Genomic DNA, 13,171 nt, shown 5'->3' with positions numbered 1-13,171 from the left:
CCTTGGATACAGAGAAGCGATGCGAAACTGCCTGAGCGGTTTCGCGACCGCGCAGGTTTACACGAAGCAGAGCGACAGCGGCTCGGCGATGTAGGCCGGTTTTTCCGAGCCTTCGATTTCCAGGGTGGCGGTGGCCTTGAGCAGCCATTGGCCGGGTTTTTTCTCGGTGGCGTCCACCAGGTCGACCTTGAGCCGGACCTTGGAATCGACTTTCACCGGTTGGATGAAGCGCACGCTGTCCAGCCCGTAGTTGACAACCATCTTCACGCCCTCGGGCAGGATCAGGATGTCTTCCATCAGCTTGGGCATCAGCGACAGCGACAGGAAACCGTGGGCGATGGTGCTGCCGAACGGGGTCTGCGCGGCCTTGACCGGATCGACGTGGATGAACTGAAAGTCGCCAGTGGCTTCGGCGAACAGGTTGATGCGGTCCTGATCGATCGTGAGCCATTCGGAACGTCCAAGTTCCTTGCCGACATAATCTTTGAGCGCTGCAACGGGGACGTAAGGCATTGAGACTCTCCTTGGGTTCATCGGTTTTGCTTTTTCTGGAACGGGGATTGGTGTCCCCGGAGAACCACTGTAGATCAACATGGCGCGCCGGGAAGGTCATCGACCATGCTTTTTACGAATGCCGAACCATAGCGCGGGCATGCTTATAATGCCGGCGCATTCTTTGCAATTGCGTTCACTTAACGTGTGCGTTTGATTTCGTGGCGAGGGAGCTTGCTCCCGCTTGAGTGCGAAGCGCTCATAAAATGGGCCGCTGCGCAGCCCAGCGGGAGCAAGCTCCCTCGCCACACCATCACGTCGTGAACCGAATTGGCGCGTTCATTGGGTCTGTTGCGGGGGAAAGAGCGGATGTTGTTACGGGGCCTGACCTGGCTGGTGCTGTTTCAATTGCTGGGCACTGCGATCAATCATTTGTTCTTGCCGGTGCTGCCGGGGCCGATCATTGGCCTGCTGTTGCTGCTGGGCTATCTGGTGGTACGCGGTGAAGTCAGCGAACCGCTGAACCTGGCCGCCAGCAGCCTGCTGCGTTACTTGCCCTTGCTGCTGGTGCCGCCTGCGGTGGGGGTGATGGTTTACGCCGGGGCGATTGCCGCCGATTTCTGGGCCATCGTTGGCGCGTTGACGTTGTCCCTGGTGCTGTCCGTGGCGCTGACGGGGGTGCTGATGCAGCGCCTGGCCCGCCGTCACGTCGCCGCCCCGGAGGACCGCCAATGATGCTCGACTGGCAGGGCGCCTGGACCTCGGTGATCCACCATCCGCTGTTCGGCATCGGCATTACCCTGGGCGCCTATCAACTGGTGCTGGCGGCGTTCGAGAAGACCCGCTGGGTGTTCCTGCAACCGGTGCTGATGTCGATGGTGCTGTTGATCGGCGTGCTGGTCGGCTGCGGCATCGGCTATGCCGAGTACCGCAAGAGCACCGAGATCCTCAGCATTCTGCTGGGCCCGGCCACGGTCGCCCTGGCGGTGCCGCTGTATTTGAACCTGCGACGGATCCGGCAGTTGTTCTGGCCGATTTTTACTACGCTGGTGATAGCCGGGGTGTTTGCCACGGGCTCCGCGGTGTTGCTGGGCTGGGCCTTTGGGGCCGAGCACATGATCCTGATGACCATGGCGCCCAAGTCGGTGACGTCGCCGATCGCCATGCTGGTGGCCGAGCAGATCGGCGGCGTGGCGGCCATGGCGGCGGTGTTCGTGTTGATCACCGGTGTGCTCGGGGCGATCCTCGGCCCGAGCATTCTGACCCGGTTGGGTGTCCATAGCCCTGAAGCCCGGGGCATGGCCCTGGGGCTGGCGGCCCATGCGGTGGGCACGTCGGTGGCGTTGCAGGAAAGCGAGGAGTCGGGTGCCTTCGCGGCGCTGGCGATGAGTCTGATGGGCGTGGCCACGGCGGTGCTATTGCCGTTGGTGGTGTCGATGACCGTTTAAGGATCTGGTTATGAGCTTGCCGCTTTTCCCGTTGAACACTGTGCTGTTCCCCGGTTGCATCCTCGACTTGCAGATTTTCGAGGCGCGCTACCTCGACATGATCGGGCGTTGCATGAAAAAGGGCGAAGGCTTCGGGGTGGTGTGCATCCTCGATGGCGAGGAAGTCGGCATCGCGCCTGAAGGCTATGCGCGGGTCGGTTGTGAAGCGCGCATCACCGATTTTTCCCAGCAGGACAATGGTCTGCTGGGCATTCGCGTGCAGGGTGGGCGGCGCTTTATCGTCCATGGCAGCAGTGTCCAGGCGGATCAACTGACGGTCGCTGAAGTCGAGTGGCTGGAGGAAGAGCCGGAGCAACCGCTGCAAGAGGAAGACGCCGACCTGGTGGCGCTGCTCAAGGCCCTGGCCGAGCACCCGATGGTCGAGGCCTTGAACATGGGCACCGAAGCGACCGGCCAGCAATCGCTGGCCAATCAGCTGGCCTACCTGCTGCCGTTCAATGAACTGGACAAGATCGACCTGTTGCAACTCGATGATCCCCAGCAGCGGCTGGATGCGATCCAGGCGTTGCTCGATGAATTGCAGGGCGAGCTCTTCGCCTGAAACACGCGCATTCACCGGAAGGACTCAGAACCCTTGTGGGAGCGAGCCTGCTCGCGATGGCGCCGGGTCAGCATGCTTGATGTCGACTGACGCACCGCAATCGCGAGCAGGCTCGCTCCCACAGGGGGCTCCAGGTCTCAATAGGCATACCGCAACATCGCATGCGGCAAGTGCCGCAGCGCGAAGAAACTGAACACCGCCACCAGCGCCGGCAGGATCAGCCACCAGACCTTCGGCGGCATGGCCGGCAGCGGAGTCTGGCGCTGGCTCAGCCACAGGATGGCGGCGCAGATGCAGGCGGCGAGCATGGCGCCGGCGACGATATCGCTCGGCCAATGCGCCCCCAGGTAGACCCGCGACAGGGCAATGGCCAGCGCCGGCAGGCAGCCCAGCAGCAACCAGGTCAGGCGCAGGCGCGGTGGTTGACCGCGGCCGGCCAGGACGGCGAGGGTCAGGAACAGTGCGAATGCCCCGGAGGAGTGGCCGCTGGGCATGCTGTAGCTGGTCAGTGGGTCGGTGAGGATTTCCGGGCGTACGCGGGCGAAGAAATGTTTGCTGCCGGTATTGGCCAGGGATGTGAGCAGCATCGTGCCCCCGGCAAAGATTGCCTGCCGCCATTGCCGTGCCAACAGCAGTAGCCCAGTCAGCAGGCTGCAGACAATCAGCATGTAGCGGAATTCGCCGATCAGCGTGAAGGTCACGGCGATTTCATCCAGCGTCGCGCTGCGATGTTCCTGGACCAGCGCCATCAGGCCCTGGTCGAATGCCGTCAGGTAGCGGAAGCCAATGAACAGGCCAATCAGGATCACCAGGCCAAGGCCTGCGATCAGCGCCGTGGCATGGCGATGGCGGCGCAGGCTGCTGTTGACGCTCAGCCCGATCATCACTGCGATGCTGCCGATGACCACGCCGGCCTGTGGCCAGAAACCTTCGGGCAGCGGCAGGCGAAACGCCGCCCCGGTGGCCCAGCCCGGCAGCAGGTAGGCCACGGTCCAGCCCGCCGCGGCCAACACGCTGACGGCGGCGAAGCGCGGGAATGGCATGTCGCACATCCCGGCCACCATCGGCAGCATTGGCCGTAGCGGGCCGATAAAACGGCCCACCAGCAGGCTGGCGATGCCGTAGCGCTGGAAATAGCTCTCCGCAGCGCTCATCCATTCAGGGTGATGCCGCAGCCCCGGCAGGCGCCGGATGTTCTGATGGAAATGCCGGCCGAGGAAGTACGACACCAGGTCCCCCAGCAAGCCACCGAGCAGGCCCAGTAGCAACGTCTCGCCCAAGGACAACGCGCCGCTGCCGGCCAGTACCGCTATCGCAAACAGCAGCACGGTGCCCGGCACGATCAACCCGGCAATGGCCAGGCACTCCACACAGGCGACGATGAACACCGCCACCGCCAGCCACTGGGGGTTGACGGTCAGCCAGCTGGTGATGCTATCGAGCCATGGGCCCATAAGTACAACTCCATTGAATAGTGATTAGCATGCATTTTTTACTGTGGGGAGAGCTTGTGGGAGCAAAGCTTGCTCGCGACGAACGATGACGCGACCTTATTGTTGATCCGTGTCGCCTGCATCGCGGGCAAGCCTTGCTCCCACAGGCCCGCTCCCACAGGGGTATGCGGTATTGCATCAGGACAGCAAAAAGTAATCACGCCCTTCGACCTGCCCGCGCCGCAACGGGTTGCGGGTGCACCACGGGGCATAGGCGGCGTCGACGAAGCGGTAGGGCAGGTGTTCGTCCCGGCCCTGGGGGATGCCCAGGCGGGTGGTCTGGATCGCATTGACCGTCGGCACGCCGACATCTTCCACCAGCAAGCGCTCGGGGTCGAAGCGTTTGGCGTCCCAGTCCGGTACTTTCAGCCCCAACGCCTTGCACAGCAGCGTCTGACCGGCACAGAGTTTCTGCGGCGTGCGTGGCCGGCCCTGGGCGTCGGGGTTGTTCAGCAGCATCTGCGCCAGGCTCGTCGGGCCGGAGACGGTGTCGACCCATGGGTACGCCGATTTGATCAGCACCGCATTGCCGGGTCCCTGAGCGCTGAAGTTCAACGAATCGCCGCCCCGGGCGTAGTACATATAGATGTGGCCGCCATCCAGAAACAAAGCCTTACGTTTTTCTGTGTAGCCCAGCGAGGCGTGGCTGCCCTTTTCGGCAAAGTAGTACGCCTCGGTCTCGATGATCCGCGCGCTGAGCCACAAGTCACCGACCTTGTGGCGAATGACTTTGCCCAGCAGGTCTTTGGCAAGCACCTGGGCGTCGCGATCGAAAAAGGCGTGGGGCAGGGCGTTGGGCGATGGCAAATCGGTCATGGTGATAGACGAAGGGAGGCCAAAGGAAGCGCGATGATAGCAATGGAAAGCTTAATCACCGCTGAACACTCGCTTCAACAGGCTGTTTACGCCGGTTTTGCTCCTCCGCCGGTCACCACTGCGAGTCCATGCTGTTAGTCGAGGGTTACGACAGCTATAATCTGCCGCTTTCCTCTTTGCCAAGACCACACAGACCATGACTGAGTCCGTTCTTGACTACATGACCCGCCTGGGTCGCGCCGCTCGCGAAGCATCGCGCATCATCGGCCGTGCCAGCACCGCGCAGAAAAACCGCGCCCTGCAGGCCACCGCCAATGCGCTGGACGCTGCGCGCGCCGAATTGTCCGCTGCCAACGAACTGGACCTGGCCGCTGGTCGGGCCAATGGTCTGGAGCCGGCCATGCTCGAGCGCCTGGCGCTGACTCCGGCCCGCATCGACGGCATGATCGTCGGTCTGCGCCAGGTCGCGGCCCTGCCGGATCCGGTCGGGGCGATCCGCGACATGAGCTACCGGCCGTCGGGCATCCAGGTTGGCAAGATGCGCGTGCCCCTGGGCGTGGTCGGGATCATCTACGAGTCGCGGCCGAACGTGACCATCGACGCCGCGAGCCTGTGCCTGAAGTCGGGCAACGCGACCATCCTGCGTGGCGGCTCCGAGGCTATCCACTCCAACCGCGCCATCGCCGCCTGCATCCAGCGCGGCCTGGCCGAGGCCGATCTGCCAGCGGCCGTGGTGCAAGTGGTGGAAACCACCGATCGTGCCGCAGTCGGTGCGCTGATCACCATGCCCGAGTTCGTCGATGTCATCGTGCCCCGTGGCGGCAAGGGCCTGATCGAACGGGTCAGCCGTGACGCCCGCGTGCCGGTGATCAAGCACCTGGACGGCATCTGTCATGTCTATGTAAGTGCCCACGCCGAATTGCCGAAGGCCCAACGTATCGCCTTCAACGCCAAGACCTACCGTTATGGCATCTGTGGCGCGATGGAAACCCTGCTGGTGGATCAGGCCGTTGCCCAGGCCTTCCTGCCATCGATGGCCGTCCAGTTCCGCGAAAAAGGCGTCGAACTGCGTGGTTGCGAGCGCACCCGGGCGATCATCGAAGCCGCGGTTGCCACTGAAGAAGACTGGAATACCGAATACCTGGCGCCGATCCTGTCGATCCGCGTGGTCGACGGGCTGGACGAGGCCATCGAGCACATCAATCGCCACGGCTCGCACCACACCGATTCCATCGTCAGTGAACACCAGGGCGAAACCCGGCGGTTCGTGGCCGAAGTGGATTCGGCGTCGGTGATGATCAACACCCCGACCTGCTTCGCCGATGGCTTCGAATACGGATTGGGTGCCGAGATCGGCATTTCTACTGATAAGCTGCACGCCCGCGGCCCGGTCGGCCTGGAAGGCCTGACCTGCGAGAAGTACATCGTGGTCGGTGACGGCCAGTTGCGCGGACAGGAGCCGGCCTGACTTGGGCGACCTCGACCCGTCAGCCGCAGTGACGACGACAACTGCGCCCCGGCGCATCGGTATCCTGGGCGGCACGTTCGACCCGGTGCACATCGGTCATTTGCGCGGTGCGCTGGAAGTCGCCGACGCCCTGGCCCTCGATGAGCTACGCCTGACGCCCAGCGCCCGGCCGCCTCACCGGGATACGCCGCAGGTGTCGGCGCAGGACCGCCTGGCGATGGTCGAGTGCGCGGTGGCCGGTGTGGCGCCGTTGGTGGTGGACGCCCGCGAATTGCAGCGGGACAAACCGTCCTACACCATTGATACCCTGGAGCTGATGCGTGCCGAACTGGCCGCCGATGCCCAGGTTTTTCTGCTTCTGGGCTGGGACGCATTTTGCGGCCTGCCCACTTGGCATCGCTGGGAAGAGTTGCTCCAGCATTGCCACATCCTGGTGCTGCAACGCCCGGATGCCGACAGCGAGCCGCCGGATGCCTTGCGCAACCTGCTGGCGGCCCGCTCGGTGAGCGACCCGCTGGCCCTGAAAGGGCCGAGCGGACAGATTGCATTCGTCTGGCAGACGCCGCTCGCGGTATCCGCCACCCAGATCCGTCAACTGCTGGCCAGCGGTAAGTCGGTACGTTTCCTGGTGCCCGACGCGGTCCTGGCCTACATCGATGCGCACGGGCTGTACCGTGCGTCGAACTGAAAAAGGCGCGCTTCAAGGCACGTGAATGCGTGTAGCGAAGCGCCCGAACATACGAGCAAAACGAGTTTTATATGACTGACAAAGACGTAAACAAAGTAAAGCGCAAAGGCACGTTCAAAAGCGCCCCGCTGCCCGTAGAAGCCCATACCGGCGTGGCACTGGCCGGCGAAGAGCTGGTCAAGGTGGCCGTGGCGGCCCTGGAAGACGTCAAGGCCCAGGACATCCAGGTGATCGACGTTCGTGAAAAGCAGAGCATCACGGACTACATGATCATCGCCACCGGTACTTCCAACCGCCAGATCGGCGCGATGCTGGACAAGGTCCGCGAAGCGGTCAAGGCCAAGGGCGTCAAGCCGCTGGGTGAAGAAGGCAAGGGCGACAGCGACTGGGTGCTGCTGGACATGGACGACGTCATCGTGCACATGATGACCGCCTCGGCGCGCCAGTTCTACGACCTGGAGCGCCTGTGGGCCGGTGCCGAGCAGAGCCGTTCGGCCAGCGCCGCGCACCACAGCCCGGAAAATCCCCATGAGCACTTCACCAAGCTCAACAAAGACCAGCAATAAGGGACCGCTGTGCGACTGCGCCTGATCGCCGTCGGTTCTCGCATGCCCAAGTGGGTGGAAGAAGGCTGGCATGAATATGCCAAGCGTCTTCCGTCCGAGCTGGCCCTGGAACTGGTGGAAATTCCGCTTAACACCCGTGGCAAGAATGCCGACGTGGCGCGCTTCATCCGCCAGGAAGGCGAAGCCATGCTGGCCAAGGTTGGGCCGAACGAGCGCATTGTCACCCTCGAAGTCCACGGCAAGCCCTGGAGCACCGAGCAACTGGCGGTGGAGCTCGATCGCTGGCGGCTGGACTCGCGCACGGTCAATTTCATGGTCGGTGGCCCGGAAGGGCTGGCGCCGGAAGTTTGTGCCCGGGCTGATCAGCGCTGGTCGTTGTCGCCGTTGACGTTGCCACACCCGCTGGTGCGGATCCTGATCGGCGAACAGCTGTATCGTGCCTGGACAGTTCTGTCCGGGCACCCTTACCACAAGTAATCCTGCCCCATGCCTCAGCCGATCCGCATCAAGGACCACGAAAAAGACGCCCGCCTGGTGCGGGGCCGCGTCGTGTTCGGCGCCATTACCGTGGTGACGCTGATCGGCGTGCTGATTGCGCGGCTGTATTTCCTCCAGGTGATCCAATACGAGTACCACTCGACCCTGTCGGAAAACAACCGGGTGCATGTGCAACCGATTCCGCCGACCCGCGGGCTGATCTTCGACCGCAACGGCGTGGTGGTGGCGGATAACCGGCCCAGCTTCAGCCTGAGCATGACCCGCGAGCGCTCCGGGGATTGGCAGCATGTGCTCGACGTGATCGTCGAAGTGCTGCAACTGACCCCCGAGGACCGGGCGATCTTCGAGAAGCGCATGCGCCAGGGCCGACGGCCGTTCGAGCCGGTGCCGATCCTGTTCGAGCTGACCGAAGAGCAGATCGCCCTGATCGCCGTGAACCAGTTCCGCCTGCCCGGCGTCGAGGTGGTGGCGCAACTGGTGCGGCACTATCCCCAGGGGCCGCACTTCGCCCACTCGGTCGGCTACATGGGGCGGATCAACGAGAAAGAGCTCAAGACCCTCGATCCGGTGAATTACAGCGGCACCCACCACATCGGCAAGACCGGCATCGAGCGCTTCTACGAGCCCGAACTGCATGGCCAGGTGGGTTACGAGGAAGTCGAGACCAACGCCCGTGGCCGCGTCTTGCGGGTGCTCAAGCGTACAGACCCGATTCCTGGCAAGGACATCGTCCTGAGCCTGGACATCAAGCTGCAAGAGGCGGCCGAAGCGGCGCTGGGCGGGCGTCGTGGCGCCGTGGTGGCGCTGGACCCGAATACTGGCGAGGTGCTGGCGATGGTCAGCCAGCCGAGTTTCGACCCGAACCTGTTCGTCACCGGCATCAGCTTCAAGGCTTACGCCGAGTTGCGCGACTCCATCGACCGGCCGCTGTTCAACCGCGTGCTGCGCGGCCTCTATCCGCCGGGCTCGACCATCAAGCCGGCCGTAGCGATTGCCGGGCTGGACTCCGGCGTGGTCAACGCTTCGAGCCGGGTCTACGACCCCGGGTACTACATGCTGCCCAACTATGACCACAAGTACCGTAACTGGAACCGCACCGGCGACGGTTATGTGGACCTGGAAACGGCGATCATGCGGTCCAACGACACCTACTTCTATGACCTGGCCCACAAGCTGGGGATCGATCGGCTGTCGTCCTACCTGGGCAAGTTCGGCATCGGCCAGAAAGTCTCGCTGGACATGTTCGAAGAATCCCCCGGTTTGATGCCGTCCCGGGAGTGGAAGCGCGCGACCCGTCGCCAGGCCTGGTTCCCCGGTGAAACCCTGATCCTGGGGATCGGCCAGGGCTACATGCAGGCCACGCCGCTGCAACTGGCCCAGGCCACGGCCCTGGTGGCGAACAAGGGCAAGTGGTATCGCCCGCACCTGGCCAAGACCATCGAAGGCCAGAAGCCGGTAGACCCGAATCCGATGCCGGACATCATCCTGCGCAATCCGTCGGACTGGCAGAAGGTCAACAACGGTATGCAGCAAGTGATGCACGGTGCCCGGGGCACCGCCCGCAAGGCGGCCATCGGCGCGCAATACCGCATTGCCGGCAAGAGCGGTACGGCCCAGGTCGTCGCTATCAAGCAGGGCGAGAAATACGACCGCTCCAAGGTCCAGGAACGCCATCGCGACCACGCCTTGTTCGTTGGTTTCGCGCCCGCCGACAACCCGAAAATCGTTGTGTCGGTGATGGTCGAGAACGGGGAGTCCGGCTCTGGGGTCGCCGCGCCAGTGGTGCGCCAGATCATGGACGCCTGGTTGCTGGATGAGCACGGACAGCTCAAGCCTGAATACGCAAGCCCCACCACCGCGGAGGCTACGGCCCGTGAAGAATAATTTCGACCGGATCCTCTCCAGCGAAGATGTGATGCGCCGCCGGGCCACCTTGTTGCAGCGCATGCACATCGACGGTCCGTTGCTGATCCTGCTGCTGACCCTGGCCGCCGGCAGCCTGTTCGTACTGTATTCGGCCAGTGGCAAGAGCTGGGACCTGCTGGCCAAGCAGGCCACCTCGTTTGGGATCGGCCTGGTTTCGATGATCGTCATCGCCCAGCTCGAACCGCGATTCATGGCCCGCTGGGTGCCGCTGGCGTATGTAGTGGGCGTGAGCCTGCTGGTGGTGGTGGACGTAATGGGCCACAACGCCATGGGCGCCACCCGCTGGATCAACATTCCCGGGGTGATCCGCTTCCAGCCTTCGGAGTTCCTCAAGATCATCATGCCGGCGACCATCGCCTGGTACCTGTCCAAGCGCTCCTTGCCGCCGCAGCTCAAGCACGTGTGCATCAGCCTGTTGCTGATCGGCATCCCGTTCATCCTGATCGTGCGCCAGCCGGACCTTGGCACTTCGCTGCTGATCCTGGCCGGCGGTGCTTTCGTGCTGTTCATGGGCGGGTTGCGCTGGCGCTGGATCCTCAGCGTGATCGCCATCGCGGTGCCGGTGTCGGTGGCCATGTGGTACTTCGTGATGCACGACTACCAGAAGCAGCGAATCCTGACTTTCCTCGACCCGGAGAGCGATCCGCTGGGCACCGGCTGGAACATCATCCAGTCCAAGGCCGCCATCGGCTCCGGCGGGGTGTTCGGCAAGGGCTGGCTGATGGGCACCCAGTCGCACCTGGACTTTTTGCCGGAAAGCCACACCGACTTCATCATCGCCGTGATGGGCGAGGAGTTCGGCCTGGTGGGCATCTGCGTGCTGCTGCTGATCTACCTGCTGCTGATCGGCCGCGGGCTGGTGATCACCGCCCAGGCCCAGACGTTGTTCGGCAAGTTGCTGGCGGGCAGCCTGACCATGACGTTTTTTGTTTATGTTTTCGTCAACATCGGTATGGTCAGTGGCCTGTTGCCGGTCGTGGGGGTGCCGTTGCCATTCATTAGCTACGGAGGAACTTCGCTGGTGACACTACTGTCAGCGTTTGGGGTTTTGATGTCGATTCATACGCATCGCAAGTGGATCGCACAGGTTTGAATAAGGTGAAGAGTTCAATGCAAGCAATGCGTGGCTGGTCGACGCGATATGCGCCGTGGATCGGCCTGGTCGGCTTCCTGGGCAGTGCATCGCATGCCTTGGCGGGCGAATACGAAGGTTCGCCCCAGGTGGCCGAATTCGTCGGTGAGATGACCCGCGACTACGGTTTTGCCGGCGAGCAGCTGATGGGGGTGTTTCGCGAGGCCGAACGCAAGCAATCGATTCTCGACGCCATCTCTCGGCCTGCCGAGCGGGTCAAGCAGTGGAGCGAGTACCGGCCGATGTTCATCACCGAGGCGCGTATCGCCCGGGGCGTGGACTTCTGGCGCCAGCACGAGGCGGCCCTGGCCCGGGCCGAGCAGGAATACGGCGTGCCGGCCCAGTTCATTGTGTCGATCATTGGCGTGGAGACCTTCTTTGGCCGCAATACCGGGAATTTCCGGGTGATCGACGCGCTGTCGACCCTGGGTTTCGATTACCCGCCGCGCGCCGAGTTCTTCCGCAAGGAGCTGCGCGAGTTCCTGTTGCTGGCCCGCGAAGAGCAGGTCGATCCGCTGACCCTCAAGGGCTCCTATGCCGGGGCCATGGGCCTGCCGCAATTCATGCCCAGCAGTTTCCGCGCCTATGCGGTGGACTTTGACGGCGACGGCCACATCAATATCTGGACCAACCCGACCGACGCCATCGGCAGTGTCGCCAGCTATTTCAAGCGCCACGGCTGGGAAGCCGGCCAGCCGGTGGTCAGCCGTGCCGACGTGCGTGGCGAGCAGGTGGACGAGGGCCTGACCGAGGGCATCGAGCCGACGAAAACCGTCGGGGAGTTGCGGGCCCTGGGCTGGTCGAGTCATGATGCGCTGCGTGACGACATGCCGGTCACCGCGATGCGCCTGGAAGGCGAACAAGGTCCCGAATACTGGATGGGCCTGAAGAATTTCTACGCGATTACGCGTTATAACCGCAGCGTGATGTACGCCATGGCTGTATATCAACTGTCTGAAGAGCTGGTCAAAGCACGGGGCGTCAAATAATGCGGGCAATGCCTACCTATCAACCCCTGAAAGCCAAGCCCCTCAAGCTCGTGGCATTGGCTGCGCTGTCGTTGTTGGTCGTCAGTTGTTCGACCAGCCGCGCGCCGACCCAGAAAAACACCACTGCCGTGCGCGCGACGCCGGGCCTGGACATCAACCGGGCCCACAAGGACGGCGCGCCATGGTGGGACGTGGACGTCTCGCGCATTCCCGACGCCACGCCGACCCTGCACACCGGCCCCTACAAGGCCAACCCGTACACGGTGCTGGGCAAGACCTATTTCCCGATGGCCGACTCCAAGCGCTACGTGGCTTCGGGCACGGCGTCCTGGTATGGCACCAAGTTCCACGGCCAGAACACCGCCAATGGCGAAGTGTATGACCTGTATGGCATGAGCGCGGCCCACAAGACCTTGCCGCTGCCCAGCTATGTGCGGGTGACCAACCTGGACAACAACAAGAGCGTGATTCTGCGGGTCAATGACCGTGGGCCGTTCTATTCCGACCGTATCATCGACCTGTCGTATGCGGCGGCGAAAAAACTCGGTTACGCTGAAATCGGCACCGCCCGGGTCAAGGTCGAAGGCATCGACCCGCAGGAATGGTGGGCCCAACGTGGCCGTCCGGCGCCTTTGATGCTCAACGAGCCGAAAGTGGCGCAAAATGCCGCGCCGACCGTGACGGCGTCCACCGGCACGGTCGAGCAGTGGACACCGCCGCCGCAGCAACATGCCGCGGCCGTGCTGCCGGTACAGATCGATGCAAAAAAAAACGCTTCTGCACCAGCGTCTGGCCAGTTTCTGCAAGTGGGCGCGTTCGCCAACCCGGACGCTGCCGAGCTGCTCCGGTCGAAGCTGAGCTCGATGGTGAGCGCCCCGGTGTTCATCAGCTCGATCGTGCGCAACCAGCAGACACTGCATCGGGTGCGCCTGGGGCCGATCGGTTCTCCGGGTGAAGTCCAGCAAGTGCAGAACAGTGTGCGCCTGGCCAATCTCGGTTCGCCGAGCCTGGTCACCGCCGAGTGATTGATTGAGGCCCGCTTGCGGTTGGAGCG

At 63.3% G+C, this 13,171-nt stretch carries 14 protein-coding genes; 11 read left to right on the top strand and 3 right to left on the bottom strand.

Annotation, left to right across the window (positions count from 1 at the left end):
- Nucleotides 1–57: 57 nt before the first annotated feature.
- On the bottom strand, nucleotides 58–513 hold the full coding sequence (locus tag PSH86_RS26750) for a MaoC family dehydratase (protein ID WP_053125683.1): 456 nt from the start codon (nucleotides 511–513) through the stop codon (nucleotides 58–60).
- Between the two features lie 348 nt (nucleotides 514–861).
- Here PSH86_RS26750 and PSH86_RS26745 point away from each other — a divergent pair, with 348 nt between their 5' ends.
- Genes PSH86_RS26745 through PSH86_RS26735 form a run of 3 tightly spaced genes read left to right on the top strand, consistent with a single transcriptional unit; the run spans nucleotide 862 to nucleotide 2,541 of the window.
- Nucleotides 862–1,227: a CidA/LrgA family protein gene (locus PSH86_RS26745; protein ID WP_305486058.1), complete on the top strand. Its 366-nt coding sequence runs from the start codon at nucleotides 862–864 to the stop codon at nucleotides 1,225–1,227.
- Nucleotides 1,224–1,940, top strand: a complete 717-nt coding sequence (locus PSH86_RS26740; protein WP_092444060.1) for an LrgB family protein — start codon at nucleotides 1,224–1,226, stop codon at nucleotides 1,938–1,940. The genes PSH86_RS26745 and PSH86_RS26740 overlap by 4 nt, the downstream gene beginning before the upstream one ends.
- A 10-nt stretch (nucleotides 1,941–1,950) precedes the next feature.
- Complete coding sequence (locus PSH86_RS26735; protein ID WP_014340384.1) at nucleotides 1,951–2,541, top strand: LON peptidase substrate-binding domain-containing protein; 591 nt, start codon at nucleotides 1,951–1,953, stop codon at nucleotides 2,539–2,541.
- Between the two features lie 137 nt (nucleotides 2,542–2,678).
- Here PSH86_RS26735 and PSH86_RS26730 read toward each other — a convergent pair whose 3' ends face one another.
- Nucleotides 2,679–3,995, bottom strand: a complete 1,317-nt coding sequence (locus PSH86_RS26730; RefSeq protein ID WP_163856504.1) for a bifunctional DedA family/phosphatase PAP2 family protein — start codon at nucleotides 3,993–3,995, stop codon at nucleotides 2,679–2,681.
- 177 nt (nucleotides 3,996–4,172) lie between these two features.
- Nucleotides 4,173–4,850 carry a DNA-3-methyladenine glycosylase gene (locus PSH86_RS26725; RefSeq protein ID WP_305486054.1) on the bottom strand — a complete coding sequence of 226 codons (678 nt, stop codon included), beginning with the start codon at nucleotides 4,848–4,850 and terminating at the stop codon, nucleotides 4,173–4,175.
- Between the two features lie 196 nt (nucleotides 4,851–5,046).
- On the opposite strand from PSH86_RS26725, the gene PSH86_RS26720 reads away from it, so the two are divergent.
- The 8 genes from PSH86_RS26720 (at nucleotide 5,047) to PSH86_RS26685 (ending at nucleotide 13,142) form a co-directional block, all read left to right on the top strand.
- On the top strand, nucleotides 5,047–6,318 hold the full coding sequence (locus PSH86_RS26720) for a glutamate-5-semialdehyde dehydrogenase (protein WP_305486052.1): 1,272 nt from the start codon (nucleotides 5,047–5,049) through the stop codon (nucleotides 6,316–6,318).
- Nucleotide 6,319: 1 nt separating this feature from the next.
- Nucleotides 6,320–7,006, top strand: coding sequence for a nicotinate-nucleotide adenylyltransferase (nadD, locus tag PSH86_RS26715; protein WP_063324226.1), 687 nt, complete (start codon nucleotides 6,320–6,322; stop codon nucleotides 7,004–7,006).
- 71 nt (nucleotides 7,007–7,077) lie between these two features.
- Nucleotides 7,078–7,572, top strand: coding sequence for a ribosome silencing factor (rsfS, locus tag PSH86_RS26710; protein ID WP_109756290.1), 495 nt, complete (start codon nucleotides 7,078–7,080; stop codon nucleotides 7,570–7,572).
- 9 nt (nucleotides 7,573–7,581) lie between these two features.
- Nucleotides 7,582–8,049 (top strand): 23S rRNA (pseudouridine(1915)-N(3))-methyltransferase RlmH, encoded by a 468-nt coding sequence (gene rlmH / locus PSH86_RS26705; protein WP_003185785.1) that lies wholly within the window; start codon nucleotides 7,582–7,584, stop codon nucleotides 8,047–8,049.
- A 9-nt stretch (nucleotides 8,050–8,058) separates the two neighbouring features.
- A complete protein-coding gene (gene mrdA, locus PSH86_RS26700; protein WP_109756289.1) occupies nucleotides 8,059–9,954 on the top strand; it encodes a penicillin-binding protein 2 in 1,896 nt (631 codons plus the stop codon).
- A 31-nt stretch (nucleotides 9,955–9,985) separates the two neighbouring features.
- Nucleotides 9,986–11,089: a rod shape-determining protein RodA gene (rodA, locus tag PSH86_RS26695; RefSeq protein ID WP_162893928.1), complete on the top strand. Its 1,104-nt coding sequence runs from the start codon at nucleotides 9,986–9,988 to the stop codon at nucleotides 11,087–11,089.
- Nucleotides 11,090–11,106: 17 nt separating this feature from the next.
- Entirely contained in the window at nucleotides 11,107–12,117 is a 1,011-nt protein-coding gene (gene mltB, locus PSH86_RS26690; RefSeq protein ID WP_109756287.1) for a lytic murein transglycosylase B, read from the top strand.
- Complete coding sequence (locus tag PSH86_RS26685; protein WP_109756286.1) at nucleotides 12,117–13,142, top strand: septal ring lytic transglycosylase RlpA family protein; 1,026 nt, start codon at nucleotides 12,117–12,119, stop codon at nucleotides 13,140–13,142. The genes mltB and PSH86_RS26685 overlap by 1 nt, the downstream gene beginning before the upstream one ends.
- Nucleotides 13,143–13,171: the final 29 nt, after the last annotated feature.

This window comes from Pseudomonas sp. FP2300 (genome assembly GCF_030687595.1).
In the GTDB taxonomy this organism is placed as follows: Bacteria; Pseudomonadota; Gammaproteobacteria; order Pseudomonadales; family Pseudomonadaceae; genus Aquipseudomonas; species Aquipseudomonas bijieensis.
The sequence above is the reverse complement of the archived record's forward strand: the minus strand, read 5'-3'. Positions and strand labels throughout refer to the sequence as shown.

Bases quoted from the DNA above. Each gene is read 5' to 3' on its own strand.
- rsfS (WP_109756290.1), top strand. From the start codon at position 7,078: ATGACTGACAAAGACGTAAACAAAGTAAAGCGCAAAGGCACGTTCAAA.
- PSH86_RS26730 (WP_163856504.1), bottom strand. From the start codon at position 3,995: ATGGGCCCATGGCTCGATAGCATCACCAGCTGGCTGACCGTCAACCCC.
- PSH86_RS26740 (WP_092444060.1), top strand. From the start codon at position 1,224: ATGATGCTCGACTGGCAGGGCGCCTGGACCTCGGTGATCCACCATCCG.
- PSH86_RS26750 (WP_053125683.1), bottom strand. From the start codon at position 513: ATGCCTTACGTCCCCGTTGCAGCGCTCAAAGATTATGTCGGCAAGGAA.
- PSH86_RS26725 (WP_305486054.1), bottom strand. From the start codon at position 4,850: ATGACCGATTTGCCATCGCCCAACGCCCTGCCCCACGCCTTTTTCGAT.
- PSH86_RS26720 (WP_305486052.1), top strand. From the start codon at position 5,047: ATGACTGAGTCCGTTCTTGACTACATGACCCGCCTGGGTCGCGCCGCT.
- PSH86_RS26735 (WP_014340384.1), top strand. From the start codon at position 1,951: ATGAGCTTGCCGCTTTTCCCGTTGAACACTGTGCTGTTCCCCGGTTGC.
- PSH86_RS26685 (WP_109756286.1), top strand. From the start codon at position 12,117: ATGCGGGCAATGCCTACCTATCAACCCCTGAAAGCCAAGCCCCTCAAG.
- mrdA (WP_109756289.1), top strand. From the start codon at position 8,059: ATGCCTCAGCCGATCCGCATCAAGGACCACGAAAAAGACGCCCGCCTG.
- rodA (WP_162893928.1), top strand. From the start codon at position 9,986: ATGCGCCGCCGGGCCACCTTGTTGCAGCGCATGCACATCGACGGTCCG.
- mltB (WP_109756287.1), top strand. From the start codon at position 11,107: ATGCAAGCAATGCGTGGCTGGTCGACGCGATATGCGCCGTGGATCGGC.
- PSH86_RS26745 (WP_305486058.1), top strand. From the start codon at position 862: ATGTTGTTACGGGGCCTGACCTGGCTGGTGCTGTTTCAATTGCTGGGC.